This is a genomic window from Ferruginibacter profundus (assembly GCF_054783275.1).
Genome location: NZ_BAAGQW010000003.1, coordinates 705,326 through 723,315 on the forward strand (window position 1 = coordinate 705,326; position 17,990 = coordinate 723,315).

At 38.3% G+C, this 17,990-nt stretch carries 18 protein-coding genes; 8 read left to right on the plus strand and 10 right to left on the minus strand.

Translation table 11 applies throughout. The annotated features are described in order from the left end of the window. The first annotated feature begins 139 nt into the window (after window positions 1-139). Together pheT and ACYVM0_RS22760 are read left to right on the plus strand one after the other, a co-directional pair. Window positions 140-2,566, plus strand: a complete 2,427-nt coding sequence (gene pheT, locus ACYVM0_RS22755) for a phenylalanine--tRNA ligase subunit beta (RefSeq protein WP_460560981.1) — start codon at window positions 140-142, stop codon at window positions 2,564-2,566. 90 nt (window positions 2,567-2,656) lie between these two features. Continuing rightward, window positions 2,657-2,944, plus strand: coding sequence for a hypothetical protein (locus ACYVM0_RS22760; protein WP_460560983.1), 288 nt, complete (start codon window positions 2,657-2,659; stop codon window positions 2,942-2,944). A 1-nt stretch (window position 2,945) separates the two neighbouring features. On the opposite strand, the gene ACYVM0_RS22765 is transcribed toward ACYVM0_RS22760, so the two are convergent. After that, window positions 2,946-3,200: a hypothetical protein gene (locus ACYVM0_RS22765; protein WP_460560985.1), complete on the minus strand. Its 255-nt coding sequence runs from the start codon at window positions 3,198-3,200 to the stop codon at window positions 2,946-2,948. Window positions 3,201-3,368: 168 nt separating this feature from the next. On the opposite strand from ACYVM0_RS22765, the gene ACYVM0_RS22770 reads away from it, so the two are divergent. The 6 genes from ACYVM0_RS22770 (at window position 3,369) to ACYVM0_RS22795 (ending at window position 9,380) form a co-directional block, all read left to right on the plus strand. Then, entirely contained in the window at window positions 3,369-3,650 is a 282-nt protein-coding gene (locus ACYVM0_RS22770) for a cell division protein ZapA (protein WP_460560987.1), read from the plus strand. A gap of 164 nt (window positions 3,651-3,814) precedes the next feature. Continuing rightward, the gene (gene rny / locus ACYVM0_RS22775; protein WP_460560989.1) at window positions 3,815-5,380 is read left to right on the plus strand and encodes a ribonuclease Y; all 1,566 of its coding nucleotides are present in this window, start codon (window positions 3,815-3,817) and stop codon (window positions 5,378-5,380) included. Window positions 5,381-5,567: 187 nt separating this feature from the next. Next, on the plus strand, window positions 5,568-5,927 hold the full coding sequence (gene rplS, locus ACYVM0_RS22780; protein WP_460560991.1) for a 50S ribosomal protein L19: 360 nt from the start codon (window positions 5,568-5,570) through the stop codon (window positions 5,925-5,927). 412 nt (window positions 5,928-6,339) lie between these two features. Continuing rightward, window positions 6,340-6,606, plus strand: coding sequence for a Sec-independent protein translocase subunit TatA/TatB (locus ACYVM0_RS22785; protein WP_430987871.1), 267 nt, complete (start codon window positions 6,340-6,342; stop codon window positions 6,604-6,606). A gap of 117 nt (window positions 6,607-6,723) precedes the next feature. After that, on the plus strand, window positions 6,724-8,181 hold the full coding sequence (gene gatA, locus ACYVM0_RS22790) for an amidase (RefSeq protein WP_460560993.1): 1,458 nt from the start codon (window positions 6,724-6,726) through the stop codon (window positions 8,179-8,181). Next, complete coding sequence (locus tag ACYVM0_RS22795; protein ID WP_460560995.1) at window positions 8,181-9,380, plus strand: lytic transglycosylase domain-containing protein; 1,200 nt, start codon at window positions 8,181-8,183, stop codon at window positions 9,378-9,380. The genes gatA and ACYVM0_RS22795 overlap by 1 nt, the downstream gene beginning before the upstream one ends. On the opposite strand, the gene ACYVM0_RS22800 is transcribed toward ACYVM0_RS22795, so the two are convergent. From ACYVM0_RS22800 to ACYVM0_RS22840, 9 genes are all read right to left on the minus strand, one after another. Then, window positions 9,381-10,664 carry an anthranilate synthase component I family protein gene (locus ACYVM0_RS22800; RefSeq protein WP_460560997.1) on the minus strand — a complete coding sequence of 428 codons (1,284 nt, stop codon included), beginning with the start codon at window positions 10,662-10,664 and terminating at the stop codon, window positions 9,381-9,383. 18 nt (window positions 10,665-10,682) lie between these two features. After that, a complete protein-coding gene (locus ACYVM0_RS22805; RefSeq protein ID WP_460560999.1) occupies window positions 10,683-11,108 on the minus strand; it encodes a hypothetical protein in 426 nt (141 codons plus the stop codon). Window positions 11,109-11,190: 82 nt separating this feature from the next. Next, complete coding sequence (locus ACYVM0_RS22810) at window positions 11,191-12,453, minus strand: adenylosuccinate synthase (RefSeq protein WP_460561001.1); 1,263 nt, start codon at window positions 12,451-12,453, stop codon at window positions 11,191-11,193. Between the two features lie 86 nt (window positions 12,454-12,539). After that, window positions 12,540-13,052, minus strand: a complete 513-nt coding sequence (locus tag ACYVM0_RS22815) for a hypothetical protein (protein WP_460561003.1) — start codon at window positions 13,050-13,052, stop codon at window positions 12,540-12,542. 35 nt (window positions 13,053-13,087) lie between these two features. Next, window positions 13,088-14,329 carry an ATP-dependent Clp protease ATP-binding subunit ClpX gene (gene clpX / locus ACYVM0_RS22820; RefSeq protein ID WP_460561005.1) on the minus strand — a complete coding sequence of 414 codons (1,242 nt, stop codon included), beginning with the start codon at window positions 14,327-14,329 and terminating at the stop codon, window positions 13,088-13,090. Between the two features lie 217 nt (window positions 14,330-14,546). Further along, window positions 14,547-15,635, minus strand: a complete 1,089-nt coding sequence (locus tag ACYVM0_RS22825) for a hypothetical protein (protein WP_460561007.1) — start codon at window positions 15,633-15,635, stop codon at window positions 14,547-14,549. A gap of 117 nt (window positions 15,636-15,752) precedes the next feature. Beyond that, entirely contained in the window at window positions 15,753-16,376 is a 624-nt protein-coding gene (locus ACYVM0_RS22830; RefSeq protein ID WP_460561010.1) for a ClpP family protease, read from the minus strand. 80 nt (window positions 16,377-16,456) lie between these two features. Continuing rightward, window positions 16,457-17,152: a ClpP family protease gene (locus ACYVM0_RS22835; RefSeq protein WP_460561012.1), complete on the minus strand. Its 696-nt coding sequence runs from the start codon at window positions 17,150-17,152 to the stop codon at window positions 16,457-16,459. Between the two features lie 68 nt (window positions 17,153-17,220). Continuing rightward, window positions 17,221-17,916 (minus strand): zinc metallopeptidase, encoded by a 696-nt coding sequence (locus tag ACYVM0_RS22840; RefSeq protein WP_460561014.1) that lies wholly within the window; start codon window positions 17,914-17,916, stop codon window positions 17,221-17,223. Window positions 17,917-17,990 lie beyond the last annotated feature (74 nt).

Below are 17,990 nucleotides of genomic sequence, written 5' to 3' on the forward strand. Positions count from 1 at the left end.
ATCTCCAAATTTCTTTTTCTGCACCGTTAATTTTTTTTGCATTTTATAATTTTCAAACACATTGGCTGGATTATGATTATGTCTACTTCTATTCAATCAATTATCTTTGTAACCAACACATAAGAAAACATATCTATAAATGACGATTAGTTACAACTGGCTGAGTGAATATTTGCCTGAGAAAATTGAACCGGAGAAATTAAGTAGAATTCTCACTTCCATTGGCCTGGAAGTAGAAACCATGGAACCGTTTGAAGAAGTAAAAGGCGGATTAAAAGGCCTGGTGATTGGCGAAGTGCTGGAATGCGAAAAACATCCTGATGCTGATAAATTATCACTTACCAAAGTAAATATTGGCAGCGGCGATCCTTTGCAAATTGTTTGCGGTGCCCCCAATGTAGCTGCAGGCCAAAAAGTAATTGTAGCAACAATCGGTACTACCATCTACCCCACAAACGGTGAACCATTAACCATGAAAAAAGCAAAGATCCGTGGCAGCGAAAGCCATGGAATGATCTGTGCAGAAGACGAGATTGGTTTGGGGCAAAGCCATGCAGGCATTTTAATTTTACCTGGCGATGCAAAAGTGGGCACTCCTGCCGCTGAATATTTTAATACCTACAGCGATATTATTTTTGAAATTGGCTTAACACCCAACCGCATGGATGCCATGAGCCATTTAGGTGTGGCCAAAGATGTATGTGCCTACCTGAGCCACCACAATAAAAAAGATACTACAGTAAAATCGCCTTTTAAAAATAATTTTAAGGTAGATCACCAGGGTTTACAAATGGAAGTGGTTATTGAAAATACCACAGCCTGCCAGCGGTACAGCGGTGTAAGCATACAAGGTGTTACCATTGCCGAAAGTCCGAAATGGCTACAGCAAAAATTAAAAAGTATTGGCTTAAGGCCCATTAATAATATTGTAGACATTACTAATTTCATTTTACATGAAACCGGCCAGCCATTACATGCCTTTGATGCCGGCCAGGTAACTGGTAAAAAAGTGATCGTTAAAAATGTAGCTGAAGGAACGCCCTTTGTTACTTTAGATGATAAAGAAAGAAAATTATCTGCCGAAGATCTGATGATCTGTAATGCAGAAGCCCCGATGTGTATTGGTGGAGTATTTGGTGGTTTACACAGTGGTGTAACTACAGGCTCCACAAATATATTTTTAGAGAGCGCCTGGTTCAATCCCATCACCATTCGTAAAACATCCTTCAGGCACGGCCTGCGTACGGATGCCGCTACAAGATTTGAAAAAGGTGTTGATATCAGTAATACCGTAAATGTATTGAAGAGGGCCGCCATAATGATAAAAGAAATTGCAGGCGGGCAAATTGCAAGCGATATCATTGATGTATACCCTGCTCCAAAACAAAAAACCGAAGTAGCACTTAAATACCATTACCTGAAAAAATTAAGTGGTAAAAATTATCATGGCGATACAATAAAAAATATTTTAACCAGCCTTGGTTTTGAAATGATAAAAGAAGGCATGGATGAAATGTGGGTGAAAGTGCCTTTCAGTAAACCTGATATTACAATTGCGGCAGACCTGGTAGAAGAAATCATGCGTATAGACGGTTTGGATAATGTGGAAATTCCGCAGATGATCACTATTGCACCTGCTGTGGAAACACTGGCGCATCAAACCGCTTACCAGGAAAAAATAGCTACTTACCTGGTGGGCCTCGGCTTTAATGAGATCTTCACCAACAGTATTACCAACAGTGCGTATTTTAGCGAAGCAACTTTGCAAAGCACTGTAAAGATGATCAATAACCTGAGTGAGGAGTTGAATGTAATGCGGCCATCTATGCTGGAAACCGGGTTAGAAACCATTGCCCATAACTTAAACCGTAAGAATAATAATATCCGGTTTTTTGAATTTGGTAAAACTTATTCCACTGATGGTACGGGAAGCTATGCAGAAAATAATCATTTATGTTTATTTGCTACAGGCGCTAAAACTGAAGCCGGCTGGAATAACAAAGTACAAAAAGCGGATTTTTATTTTGTAAAAGCTGTGGTGGAAAAAATTGCTGCAATAACAGGATTATTGATCAATGATTTTGCCGTTACAACCAGCGAAAAATTGAATAATGCGGTTGAAGTAAAAATTAAAAATGAAGTAATAGCAACCATTGGAGAGGTAAACAAAAAAACTGCTGAACAATTCGATTGTAAGCAGCCTGTTTTTATTGCTGATATTAATTGGGATAAATTAATGCAGCTGAATAAAAATAACAGCATCAGCTTTAAAGAAATTTCTAAATTCCCTGCTGTGCAAAGAGACCTGGCCATTGTGGTGGATAAAAGCATTGCTTACCAGCAAATAGAAAAAACCACTTTTGCTGCTAAGTTAAACAAACTGAAAAACCTAAGTTTGTTCGATGTTTTTGAAAGCGAAAAACTGGGCGCTAATAAAAAATCAATGGCGGTAAGTTTTACATTTTTAGATGAAGAAAAAACAATGACTGATAGTGAAATTGATGCCATGATGAATAAGATCATCGGGGCGTATGAAAGGGAGTTGAACGCAGAAATAAGGAAATAATCCCGGTGTCTTTACGGTTCCAAACCGTCTTACACCTATATGTTTAAGGGGCCGATGGTGTAAAACCATCCTGAACCTAAAAAAACAACTATGTCAGAACTCGAATCAAATATTAAACGCATTAATGACAAACTTCAAAGATTACTGAGGTTATATCAGCAATTGCAAAAAGATAATGACAGGCAAAGCAAACTCATAAAAGAATTACAGGAGACAAAAGAGCAGAACACACAAACAATTGCTATGCTGCAGCAACAGGCAGACATACTTAAAGCCTCAACCGGGCAAATGAATGCTGCAGATAAAAAAGCTTTTGAAAAGCACATAAATCAATACATCAGGGAAATTGATAAATGTATTGGCTTGCTGAGTGAGTAAACTATACTCTTTTAACAAGTTTCACTAACTGGTCGCCCTCTATATTGCTCAATTCCAGGAAATACCTTCCGTAAGGCAGGTCATTCAACCCACGCCAGTTAAAATATTTCTGGTTTTGTGTTTGGGTGGTTTCAAGTGTAGAGCAAACTTCTCCTTTATCGTTCTTTAAAACAAACTTTAAAGGATTGGTGATTACCCTGTTCCACTCAATAGTTAGCGAGTCGGTGAAAAAGGCCTCTTTAATTTTGGCAAACATGGTTTAAACTGGTTTGTTTTCCTGATTGAAAAGCTGCAGTCTTAAAGGGGTAACGATACCAATGCAATACCTTATTTAAAAAAGTAATGCGGTGTTTTTTGTGTTTTGCTTTAGGAAAATTGGTGATTTCTTTGGTAAGAGCAACAAAATAATACATTAATTTTAATTATGCAAGAGTTAATACCTATAAATATTGTAATCGGCGACAGAACCTACCGCATAAAAACCAAGGCAGCTGATGAGGAAGCGGTACGCCGTACACTAAAAACCATCAATGATAAGATCATTGAATTTAAAACGAATTTTTCAGGAAAAGATATGCAGGATTATATTGCCATGGTACTCATCTGGTATGCTACAGAATCTTCGGCAGGTAGCAACCCCGGCCTGGAAAAAGAAGTAACTGCAGCCCTGCTGAAAATGGAAGACCAGCTGGACAAAGCCTTATAACAATAGCTTCCCGATACATATACAGTAAAAAGAACAAGCAAGCCGCAAATGCTGTCTTTAACTCCAAACTAATTTGTATCTTCGCCAACTAACTATCTCATTTATTTTTATGGGCTTAGACAGGAATTATAAGATTGTGAACCGCTTTAAAACAAAAACTTTCAATGGAACCGACCATAATTTACATCATAATTGGTATAGCCGCCCTTATCATTGGACTTGTTCTGGGTAAGGTTGTTTTTGCTAAAAACACCAAAAAACAAATAGAAGAAGCTGAAATTCAAGCACAAAAGATTGTTGCTGACGGCCAGTTACAGGCTGAAAATCTTAAAAAAGAAAAGCTTTTAGAAGCTAAGGAAAAATTTGTGCAGCTTAAGGCCGAGCATGATAAGGAAGTATTGCAACGTAATCAAAAGATCATTGAAGGGGAAAGCCGTATCAAACAAAAAGAGCAATCCCTGAATCAAAAAGATCAGAATCTGGAAAAACAGATCAAAGAGAACGAAGGCATTAAGGAAACCCTTAACCGCCAGATTGAAGTGGTGAACCAGAAACGTACCGAACTGGAAAAACACCAGGAAGAACATATACGCCGACTGGAGAAAGTAGCCGGACTTACCGCAGAAGATGCCAAAGCGCAATTGATTGAAAGCCTTAAGCAAGAGGCGCAAACCAAGGCAATTGCCATTCAGCAGGAAATTATTGAAGATGCTAAATTAAAAGCCGGTAAAGAAGCCCGTAAAATTGTTATTCAAACCATACAACGTACTGCTGCAGAAGTTGCCATTGAAAACTCTATCACTGTTTTCAACCTGGAGAGCGACGAGATCAAAGGTTCAATCATTGGCCGTGAGGGTAGAAATATCCGTGCTATTGAAGCCGCTACCGGGGTGGACCTTATAGTGGATGATACCCCTGAAGCAATCGTATTGTCTTCATTTGATCCGTTACGCAGAGAAATTGCCCGTTTATCTTTACAACGCCTGGTTGCAGATGGCCGTATTCACCCTGCCCGTATTGAGGAAGTGGTGGAAAAAACCAAAAAACAAATTGATGACCAGGTAATGGAAATCGGCGAACGTACGGCAATGGAATTAGGCGTACATGGTTTACACAAAGAACTGATAAGGATGGTGGGCCGTATGCGTTTCCGTTCTTCTTACGGGCAAAATTTATTAATGCATAGCAGGGAAACAGCTAACCTATGTGCTATCATGGCATCTGAATTAGGTATGAATCCTAAACTGGCCAAACGTGCCGGTTTATTACATGATATTGGTAAGGTTCCGGATGAAGAGACTGAATTAAGCCATGCATTGTTAGGGGCTAAACTGGCCGAAAAATATGGTGAAAACCCGGCTGTGGTTAATGCTATCGGCGCTCACCACGATGAAATGGAAATGCAATATGTTATCTCTCCTATCATACAGGCTTGTGATGCAATAAGCGGTGCAAGGCCGGGTGCAAGGCGGGAGATCATGCAGCAGTACATTCAGCGTATCAAAGACCTGGAAAATATGGCGATGGGCTATACCGGTGTTGAAAAAGCTTACGCTATACAGGCTGGTCGTGAATTGAGGGTAATTGTAGAAGCCGATAAAGTAACCGATGGCGACAGCGATAAACTAAGCTTTGAAATAGCCCAGAAAATACAAACTGAAATGACCTTTCCGGGGCAGATCAAAGTAACAGTTATCAGGGAAAAAAGAAGTGTGAACGTGGCGAGGTAGTTTTTTAGTTTTAAGTTCTTAGTTAAATACTTTAAAATCAAGCTATATTATTAAATCCGGCAACTTTTGCTGGATTTTTTGTTTGCTTACTATAGAGGAAACCTGACTGTTTTAAAAAATTATTCATTATTCATTATTCATTATCCATTAAATCCCCTACCTTTGCCGTCCGTAAAAAATAAGAATTATGAACGCAGTAGCATTTGTTCATGAGCAGTTGACAACCATTCCAACGCTCCCGAAGTTTAAAGCAGGTGATAATATCACTGTTAATTATAAAATTGTGGAAGGTACCAAAGAGCGTATCCAGAGCTTTAAAGGCGATGTGATCAAACGTCAGGGTACCGGAGCAACCGCTTCTTTTACAGTACGTAAAATGAGTGATGGTGTGGGTGTTGAACGTTTGTTCCCTATCTTTTCGCCAAATATCGAAAGCATTGTATTGAACAAAGTAGGTAAAGTTAACCGTGCAAAATTGTACTACTTACGCGACAGAAGCGGTAAAAGTGCACGTATCCAGGAAAAAAGAAGGGCTGTTGCTAAATAAGGCAGCCTGAAAAATATAAAAAAAGCAAAAATCTTAGTTGGTTTTTGCTTTTTTTATGAGGATTGGTACAGTTTGGTATGATTCTTGTTAATTAATATACAAATTACAATACCTCTGATCTAACTATTTACCCCTGAAGTTTTACTGATTTTATTTTTAAACCGTAAATCCCTTTTACCATGAGAAGTATTGTATTATCTCTAGTCGCAATCATTGCAATTTCTTTATTCGTTTCCTGCTCAAGAAGCATTACTGTAGAACAAGCTGCCAACGGCAAAGCCAGGTGCGGTAAAAACTACCTTCGTTAATTTTTTTTCAGCTTTAAAATCCTGTTAACCTACGGTTAATAATCTTAAGGTATTTACTACAATAAGTAAATATTTGGTTTATCTTTGCTGTCTAAATTTTTATTATGATAGTATCACTTATGAATGCCATCTTTTTATTCTCCCTTCCAGGCGGAGGAGAATGGATATTGATAATTGTTGTTGTATTGCTGATGTTTGGCGGAAAAAAGATCCCCGAATTAATGAGGGGTATTGGTAAAGGCATGCGTGAATTTAACGATGCTAAAGCCAATGTAAAAAGCGAAATAGAAGAAGGAATGAAAGAAAAAGATAAAGACGAAGAGATCAGGCAGCTAAGGCAACAATTAGAACAGCAAAAAGCATCTCAATAATGCTTTAGCATATTGCTGTTTATTTTTTAAAATATTTTCGGCTGAAGTGTTTAATGCAACCAGATGTATTAATCACTTCAGCCGATTGCATAATACTTATCGAACAACACCAGTTCAATGCAAGATTTCAAAAACATAAAAGATTATCATGCTGCGCTTTTAAAGGGTAAAGTTAATTGCATTGATATGGTTACTCATTATATTGCAAAAATTGAATCCCGTAAACAGCTGAATGCTTTTGTGGAAGTATTTACCGAAGAAGCTTTGGTTAAAGCAAAAGAGCTGGATGATAAAAGACAAGCCGGTACACCCTTAAAAAAATTACATGGAGTTGTAATTGCTATCAAAGATGTTATTTGTTATAAAGACCACAAGGTTACCGCCGCTTCCAGAATTTTAGAAGGATTTACAAGCATTTATTCTGCCACAGCAGTACAACGTTTGTTAGATGAAGACGCCATTATCATCGGCAGTTGCAATTGTGACGAATTTGCAATGGGCAGCACCAATGAAAATTCAGTGTATGGCAATGTATTAAATGCTGCAGACGAGACCAAGGTTCCCGGAGGTTCATCAGGAGGCAGTGCAGTAGCCGTGCAGGCTGGTTTATGTATGGCCAGCTTAGGAAGTGATACCGGTGGTTCTGTAAGGCAACCCGCCGACTTCTGTGGCATTGTGGGTATCAAGCCTACCTATGGCCGTATATCCAGGTATGGTTTAATAGCCTATGCCTCTTCATTTGACCAGATTGGTATATTCAGCAATACGGTTGATGATGCCGCTTTATTGTTAGAAGTAATGAGTGGTGCTGATGACTATGATAGTACTGCGTTAACATCGGGCAATTGGCAATGGACAGTAAACAATACCCAGGCAGATAAAAAATACAGGATCGCTTATTTTAAAGAAGCACTACACCACCCTTCACTTGATAAAGAAATAAAAGAAAATATTGTAGCGCTTATTGATAAATTGAAAGCAGACGGACACCAGGTAACTGAAATTGATTTTGACCTGTTAGATTATGTGGTGCCTGCTTATTATGTTTTAACCACCGCTGAGGCCAGCAGCAACCTGAGCCGCTTTGACGGTGTACGCTATGGCTACCGCAGCAATAGTGCAATAAAAGATTTAACAGACTTTTATAAGCACACGAGGAGTGAAGGATTTGGCAAAGAAGTGCAGCGCCGCATAATGCTGGGCACATTTGTATTAAGCGCCGGTTATTATGATGCTTACTTCAGCAAAGCCCAACAGGTACGCAGGCTTTTAGCAGATAAAACCAAAGCCATTTTTGCTGAGTATGATGCAGTTATACTGCCTACAAGCCCCACCACGGCTTTTACATTTGGAGAAAAAACAGAAGACCCGATTGCCATGTACCTGGCAGATATTTATACCGTATTTGCTAATTTAACCGGCTTGCCGGGTATCTCTATACCGCTGTTCAGGCATAGCAATAATATGCCTTTTGGCCTGCAGATTATGACGGCAAAAACAGATGAACTAACTTTGCTGCAATTATCGGATCACCTGATGCAACACTACAAAAAGTATCCGCATCTTAATAACTAATGAAAAGAATACTTATACTACTTGTTACAGTTTGTTTGCTTTTACCAAAAGTAAAGGCAGGTAGTGCTGATTATAATATGTTGCAACAGGAACAAGGGCCTGTAAGTGATACCACTATTGAAGATGTGAAGAAGGAAGATGCATTAATTGAAGAAGTTGTAAAAACAAAAGCAATCCCGGGAAAAGATAAAGTGGAATACTTTAGCCAGGTTACCAGGTATGGTTTTAAAAATTTATTTTCTAAGTACAGTTATAATCCCTCATTATCTTACTCTTCTCAGGTAAATCCAAGTGCTACAGGTTTTATACAGGATTACATGAAATCTCATGGTAATTACCTTACTAAAATGAAGGGCTGGGGCCAGCCCTATTTTAATTTGATTGAAGGCATTTTAATGCAGTACGGTTTACCCAGGGAGCTAAAGTATATTGCTGTAATAGAATCTAACCTAAGCACCGGTGCTACCAGTTATAAAGGGGCAGGTGGCCCATGGCAGTTTATGCCCTATACCGCAAGGGATTACGGGTTGGTGGTAAATGGCTATTATGATGAGCGCAGGGATTATTTTAAAAGCACGCATGCTGCTTCAAGATATTTATTAAGCCTGTACAAACAATTGCACGACTGGTTACTGGTAATGGCCGCTTATAATGGCGGACCGGGGAGAGTATACAGTGCTATCAAAAAAAGTGGCAGCAGAAATTTCTGGCAGCTGCAATATTATTTGCCGGAAGAATCCAGGACCTATGTTAAGCGTTTTATTGCCACGCATTATATTATGGAAGGCGGAGGTGGTGTTACTACCATGACCAATCAAAATCCGGGAATGGATATTACTGCCGGTGGTGGTGCCAACCCTTTTGATACCAAGCCCCAGCTTACACCTGAAGAATTAAAGACCACTGCCACACAAACCATATCTGGTAAATACAATTCACTGATCATTGCCAAGAATTTAACCATGGACATTATTCAGTTCAATCATTTTAATCCTGATTTTGATAATATGATGGCCAATAATGGTAATTACGATCTGCGCTTGCCGCAGGATAAGATGCAGGTGTTTCTTGTAAACAAGTACACCATTTTAAATGAGTGTGTACAGGTTTTATTAGCCGATGACAATATTTCCAGCAACCAGACCTTTTACCCGGAAGTAAAAACAACAAAACCAACTAAAAAGAAAAAAGCAAAGTAACTACTCCAGTACTTTCATCATTGCTGCAGCTTTCAATAAACATTCTTCATATTCGTTTTCTGCATCACTGTAAAAAGTAATACCGCCACCTGCCTGAAAAGAAAGGTAACGGCCAGGCGCATTATAAAACATACTTCTTATCACCACATTAAAATCAAAATCTCCTTCGGGATTTATATAGCCGATAGCACCGGAGAATAAGCCTCTCTTTGTTTGTTCGTATTGCTCAATTAATTCCATCACACTTTTCTTTGGCGCACCCGTCATTGAGCCCATGGGAAAAGTAGCTTTAATAATATCTATCCAGCTGATATTATCTTTTACTTCGCCACTTATAGTACTTATCATCTGGTGCACCTGCGGAAAACTATATACACCAAAGAGTTCATCTACTTTTACGCTGCCTTGTTTACATATTTTACTCAGGTCGTTCCTCACCAGGTCAACCACCATTACATTTTCACTTTTTTCTTTTTCATTTTGTGAAAGGTAATTTTTGTTTTGCAGATCATTTTCTTTACTTACCAAGTCTCTTTTACTGGTTCCTTTAATAGGTTGAGAAATAATTTTGCTGCCTTCTTTCTTTAAATATCTTTCAGGGCTTGCACAAATGCAAAACCTGTCGTTTACTTTATACAACGCAGCAAAAGGATTAGGAGAAAGTTGTATCAGTTTATGATAAACATACAACGGATCAATAACCACATCGGCAGCAAAAAATTCCTGGCAAAAGTTGATCTCGTAACAATCGCCACGTAAAATATGTTGCCGCAGTTTTTGTATGATGCTGGTATAATCATCTTTAGCAATCCTGTTTTTAACAGCAATTGCGCCGGGAGGATTATGAGTAATAGTTGATGACTCTTGCTGAATAGCTTCAATTATTTTTTCTGCATTACCATCGGTAAAGATAGTTACCTGTGTTTCTGATAACTGCAATATAATTTCAGGAACAAAAAAATGCATGTCGGCAAATCCAATACCATCAGGATTTCCGGAATACAGTTTTTCTGTTTCATTTTTAAGGTCGTATCCTAAATGGCCAAACAACCAGCCATTATTTTCATTATAAAAATGCTGTAAACTTTCAAAAGCATTGCCGGCATTGGCAGTAATATTTTTTTTGCTTCCTGCGGCAAGCAGGCATTCAAAAGCCGGTGTGGTAAAATTATAATGCTGGTTATCCAGTAAACAAAAAATGTTGAACCGGTTAGCCCAGTTCAACATTTGTATTCTGAATTCGGTAAAATTATTTAACGAAAAAGTTTGGGAATTTTTATTCACTACTTTTTTTAAACAGCTCTAGAAATCATCATCATCATCAAAGCCTCCGCCACCCAAGTCATCAAGCCCCAGATCTTTAAAGTCATCATCAAGTTTAAAATCATCATCATCACCCTTGCCGGTTTTTTTACCCGCTGCAGGTTTCTTTGATTTTGATTTCGGAACATCAAACTCATCAAAGTCAGGATCCCAGTTATCATCTTCTTCCGGTTTTTCCCAATCATCTTCTACTTCCACATCATCATCATCGTCATCATCGTCACTTGACTTCTTTTTTGATGCACCTTTCCCTTTAGCAGGTTTTACATCTTCTTCATCATCAAAATCATCATCATCGTCATCATCATCCTTTTTCTTTGGAGAAGATTTTTTTGCGGATGTAATTTCGGGAACTGCAGTTTTCTTTGCAGGAGCCTTTTTGTCTTTTTCGGATTTTATTGCCATAAATTAAACAGGTTGTTACTGTAAAATTTGTACGAGTTTTTTAAATAGCCAAAAATATTGGCTACTTTTTTTAATATTTTTTTTAAGCTATTATGATCTGCTCTTTACCCGGACCATTACTAATGTATTTTACCGGTACTTTTAAAAACGTATTAAGGTAATCAATATAGTTTTTCATTTGCTGTGGAAGTTCACTGAAATCATGCATTGCAGTGATATCAGTTTTCCATCCTTCAAAACTTTTATATACCGGTTCAATGTTAACTTTATTCATTTGAAAAGGTATGTAATTCTTCTCCTCGCCGTTAACCATATAACTGTTACAAACTTTCAATTCATCTAAGTTATCTAAAATATCTGCCTTCGTCATTATTATTTGTGTAACGCCATTGATCATGCAGGCAAATTGCAATGCCACCAGGTCAATCCAGCCACAACGCCTTGGCCTTCCTGTAGTAGCACCAAATTCACTCCCTGTCTTGCGTATCAGCTCGCCTGTTTCGTCGTTTAATTCGGTCGGAAACGGCCCGCTGCCCACCCTTGTGCAATAGGCTTTTGACACACCGAATACCTCTTTGATCTTTTGCGGTGCAACGCCCAATCCAGTACAGACACCAGCGGATATGGTACTGCTGCTTGTTACAAAAGGAAATGTACCAAAGTCAACATCCAGCATACTTCCCTGTGCACCTTCTGCTAAAACCCTCTGCCCTTTTTGAATTTTATCGTTAATGAAATATTCTCCGTTAACAATTTTAAATTCCTTTAAAAATTCAATCGCTTCAAAAAATTCTTCTTCCCACGCACTGATATCTTCCTGAAAATTAAAGCTCTCCAGTATTTTCTGGTGCTTTAAACGTAGCTTAATATATTCGGTTGTAAAGCTTTTGTCTAACAAATTACCTACTCTTAATCCATTACGGCCTGTTTTGTCCATGTAAGCCGGCCCAATGCCCTTTAACGTACTGCCTATCTTTTCATTGCCTTTACTCAGTTCACTGGCTTTATCAATAGCCCGGTGGGTAGGTAAAATTAAATGCGCCCTTTCGCTGATGTACATGTTCTTTTTGTAATCCACTCCAAATGCAGCCACATTTTCGCATTCTCTCTTAAGTGTAACGGCATCCAGCACAACGCCGTTGCCTATCAGGTTGGTCTTTTCTTCGTGAAAGATACCGCTGGGTATCTGGTGCAACACAATTTTTTTACCATCCACATATAAAGTGTGCCCTGCATTTGGCCCACCCTGGAACCTGGCCACCACATCATAATTTTTAGCAAAATAATCCACTATTTTTCCCTTTCCTTCGTCGCCCCATTGCAGGCCTAATATTACGTCAACCATTTCCGATTTATTATTTTAGATTTTGATTTTAGATTTGTCTGAGGTTAGTCACAAAGCGTAAAAATAAATTGAAAATTAACAACCACCTAAAATGAATTGGGTTTGTTTGAAAGTTGGGGAGAAATGGGAGAAGCAGCCGTTAAGTAAAGTGTTTTTTTACCTTTTGCAGTTATGGAAGATTTCTTTGTTTCTAAAAACTTATAAAAGGGATCTGATTCTTCTAATTCAAAAGAACCTCCGGTTTTATATGAGCCAATCAACTTGTTACCGATTAATTTCATTGTATCAAATTCAAAAACGGAAGAAAAGCTAATTGTTGAGTCTTTAAGAAAATGAATTACATTATCCACAATAAAATATTTACCCCTTATATTTATATTATTCCATGAATATCTGGTAGAAGTATATTTTAAACGGAATATAGAATCAGGAAATAAGGTTATGCTATAATTTGTATGCACCATGAATGTCCCTCCAAAGCAGCCCATATCTGGCAAGTCAACATTTTTTTCAAAGGTTTGTGGAGTTTTTTTTGCTTGAGCAAACGCACTGCCGCTTAAGAAAATAAGGATTAAAATAAGGATAATTTTACTACGCATACAGTTCAATTATTCGTTACTCAATTATCCATTACCTACGCCACCTTCAACATACTCAGCTTGCTGGTACTGAATTTACGCTGGGCATATTCCAAAGAAACTTCAAAGGTTTTTACTTTTTGAGAAGGAAGCTCATACATGGCATCGGTTAAAATACTTTCGCAAATGCTGCGTAAGCCACGGGCACCTAATTTGTATTCCAGGGCTTTTTCTACCATAAAGTCGTATACCGCTGGTTCAAATTTCAATTCTATGCCTTCAATATCAAACAGGCGGGTAAATTGTTTTACCAAAGCGTTTTTAGGCTCTGTTAATATGCTGCGTAAGGTTGCCGCGTCTAATGGGTTTAAATAAGTTACTACCGGTAAACGGCCCAATAATTCGGGTATCAACCCAAAATGTTTCAGGTCAACAGCATTTACAAAATGTAAGAGGTTATCATGCTGGTATTCCTGTAATTCTTTGTTTACATTAAAACCGATAGCATTGGTGTTAACACGGCGGGCAATAATTTTATCTACGCCATCAAAAGCACCACCGCAGATAAATAAAATATTCTGTGTGTTTACTTTGATCAGTTTTTGTTCCGGATGTTTACGCCCTCCTTGTGGTGGTACTAATACTTCTGTTCCTTCCAGTAATTTTAATAAGCCTTGTTGTACACCTTCGCCGCTAACATCCCTTGTAATAGAAGGATTATCGCTTTTACGGGCAATTTTATCAATCTCATCAATAAATACAATTCCTTTTTCAGCAGCAGTTACATCGTAATTACAAGCCTGTAATAAACGGCTCAGCATACTTTCCACATCTTCACCTACATAGCCGGCTTCTGTAAAAACGGTGGCATCTACAATTGCAAAAGGTACATTCAGCATACGGGCAATTGATTTTGCCAGTAATGTTTTTCCTGTACCGGTTTCACCCACCATAATGATGTTACTCTTTTCAATCTCTACATCATTATCTATTTTTTGATTCAGTCTTTTATAATGATTGTAAACAGCAACTGCCAAAATCTTTTTGGCATCATCCTGCCCTATTACATATTCATCCAGGAAATTTTTTATTTCGATGGGTTTTTTTACAATCAGCTTATGGGTAGGTGTATGCGATAATTTGCTTTCGGTACTGCTTCCTAATTCCTGTTCAATAATTTCTTCTGCATGCTCCACACAATTTTCGCAAATATGGCCGTCCTGGCCGGCAATTAATATTTTAACCTCGTCGCGGCTGCGGCCGCAGAAAGAACAATGTAGTGTTTGTTGTTTTGCCATTATTGCTGTGTGTTATTAGCTATTGCTAAACTGTGTTGAAATGCAAAGATACAAAAGCATTATTTAGAACGCTAATGTGAGGACAATATTATACTGAAAAATGTTGCTTGAGTTTTACCAGGAATTACACAGATTAACAAGGATGGTAAGCGTGCTATTTGTTAGCTATCAGCAAATTAAGTTCAATATTAACTGAGAAAGTTAAAAAAACTGCTCTTTAAAATCCCTGCACTTGTTTCAGGTGCTTTTGCAGCATTTGCTTTAATTGCCTTTTTACTAAAGATCCCATGGTTTTGCATTTAGAGAAATAGGTGTTCTGAAAATGCTCATTCAACTCATCTCTTAAAATTTTTACTTTATAATTTTCTGAGAGTTCGTCCTTTATCATAATATTCAGCAATTCCATTAACTGCTTGCGGCCGGCAATTACCCGGTAGGCCATGGTGGTTCTCTCTTCGGTTTGGTATTGCTCAATCACATCAGGGCTAAGGCTTTTTAATACCAGTTCCACATATTCAAAATTCTCTTTGTAAAACTGGGGCAGATAAAGGTTTTTTTTACCTTCATAGCACTGCTGGTCAAAATCTATGGCTCTGAGCCGGTATTGGTAATCTTCAATATCCGGTGTAATATCCACTACAAAGTTATAGCTCCGCATATCGCCCAGTAACCTGGCAAAGCAGCGTTCGTTAAACTTTACAAATTCTTTTGCAATACGTATTTTATTGGTTTCGGGTAAGTGCATATAATCCTGCAAAAAAATATCTCCGGGAATGCCCGGTATATGTTCTTCCACCAATGTGTTTTTATGATGCAGAAAAGTAATGCGGTTGGGAGATAGCAAATGCTCCAGTTCTAAACCATAAATACGGGATGCATCGGCCGCTTTTACATAGTAATGATCGTAATTATCGTTTATCTTATTGACAATTCTTATCCGGAAAGGTACACTGTTGCCAAATTCACAAAAGTCGATCCGTTCTACGTCAAGATGCTTAATAAAGCTAAGGTTACCTTCTGTTTTAAGAATGGCATAAGTTTTTATCAACCCTTCTTTTAAAAACTCCATTTCCTTCAGATCATACACTGCATTTTCCCAATGAGTGAATTTGCCGTGTTTATCTTTTAATGAGGTGGCATACCGATAGTTCAGGAGATCCTTGTAAACAATGGGTAATTTAATATCCCTGCCATAATTGCGTAAGTAACCTTGTAAACCTTCGCTTACAGGAAAAATATCCTTCTTCATTAAGGGGCGATCAGTTACCTGGCTCAGTTTTGCATTTATGATTTCATTGAACTGCATATTGTAAAAATACAATTTAGAGTTTACTGTTTATGCTTTACCATGTATTGATTTACTTAAAAGCAAACTGCTCCATTAATTAACGGAGCAGTTGTGTTAAAAAATATTATCGGGTTATTACAATTTGTCCATAATGCCGTCTACTATGCCATAAGCAATAGATTCTTTAGCATCCATCCAGTAATCCCTGTCAAAATCTTTCATTACTTTTTCAACTGTCTGGCCGCAATTCTTTGCTAATAATTCTGCACCCATCAGTTTGGTTTTTCTGATCTGCTCTGCCATAATCTCCAGGTCGGCACTTGTACCCTGGCCACCACCACTAGGCTGGTGTATCATTACTTCTCCATGGGGGAAAATAAAGCGACGCCCCTTTGTACCACCACTCAATAATATGCTTCCCATGCTTGCCGCCATGCCCATACATACAGTACTTACCGGCGAGCTTATCATTTGCATGGTATCATAAATTACCATGCCGCTTACTACCATACCACCCGGGCTGTTGATATAAAAAGTGATCTCTTTTCCGGGATCGATAGCTTCAAGATAAAGCAATCTTGCCGTAATATCTTTAGCGCTTTTATCATCTACCACGCCCCACAAAAATATTTTACGCTGTTCAATAAATTTTTTATCAAACTGCCAGCCACTCATCATTTTTTCCATCGGGTTTTCCGGCAATTCTTTCGGTGTTTCTTCTTCGTCTTCGTTTCTTATTGTTCTGTTGTATAAATTCATTGTTGAAAAGTTTAGATGTTTAGGAGTTGAGAAGTTTAGTAAAGAGCCTGCAGCATTTGCACCCTTTACTGACTTCTTTGTTACTTATCTTTTTTAAGTTTTCTTGGATTCATAACCAGTACCTCATCTACCATACCGTATTCTTTGGCTTCTGTACTTGTCATCCAGTAATCCCTATTGCTGTCCTGTGCAACTTTTTCAACAGGCTGACCGGTATGGAAGGCAGTTATTTCGTACAATTCCTGCTTTATTTTTTTTACCTCGTTAACTGTAATTTCAATATCTGTTGCCTGGCCACCTGCACCTGCACTGGGCTGATGCATCATAATACGACTATGTTTTAATGCAGTACGTTTTCCTTTAGCTCCTGCACACAGCAAAACCTGCCCCATGCTTGCCGCCATGCCTGTACAAATAGTAGCAATATCCGGTGTAATAAACTGCATGGTATCGTACATACCCAGGCCGGCGTACACACTACCGCCGGGGCTGTTGATGTACATTTGTATATCACGTGTTCTGTCAGTACTTTCTAAAAAAAGTAATTGGGCTGTTACAATGTTTGCCACTTCGTCACTGATAGGGTATCCGAGGAAAATTATCCTGTCCATCATCAGCCTGCTGTATACATCCATCACAGCAACATTCATCGGACGCTCTTCTATAATATTAGGCGTAAGGTTGGTTACATTATGTTTTATATAGCCATCCAGTGCATTACTGCTTATCCCTTTATGCTTTACAGCAAATTTTTCAAACTCTTTTCCAAAATTCATATGCTTTAGATTAATTGTTGTTACAAATATAGTTGATAGTTATTAGTGATTAAGTACAAACTGCTTTTTTAATCCCTGCTACGAGACTGGTAAATTAATATATATTGCACCAGCATGGCAATAGATGCTAAGGCTGCAACCACGTATGTAAGTGCTGCCCATTTTAATGCGTCTTTGGCTTTATCATGTTCGCCTGTTGTGGTAATATTAGAGGCTTCAAGCCATTTTAGTGCCCTGGCAGAGGCATCAAATTCTACCGGCAATGTAATCACTGAAAACAAAGTACTTACTGCAAACAGTATAATGCCGATTAGTAAAACAGTAGTATTTCCACCGCCAAAACCAAACATACCAAGGCCTGCAATTATTACCCATTGCGATAAGGTGCTGCTGATTTGTACTGCAGGTACCAGGCGACTCCTCAGCATCAGCATAGAGTAAGCTGTTGCATGCTGCAGCGCATGGCCACATTCATGTGCAGCCACCGAAGCAGCGGCTACATTTCTGCCTTCAAATACATCAGGACTAAGGTTAACCGTTTTATTAACCGGGTTATAGTGATCTGATAAAAAGCCGTCTACAGAAACCACCTGTACGTCATAAATACCATTTTGCCTGAGCATTTTTTCTGCAATTTCCTTTCCGCTCATTCCTGTGCTGGTAGGCACTTTTGTATATTCAGCAAATTTACTCTTAAGCTTAAACTGAACCGCCATACCAATTATCATAAATACAACAGAAATAAATATTATTCCCAGTGTCATTGTAATAGGTTTTATTTTTTTAGTTAGTCAAAAAGCATTCCCATTTAAATAACTGCCAAAATTGCAAAAAAGAA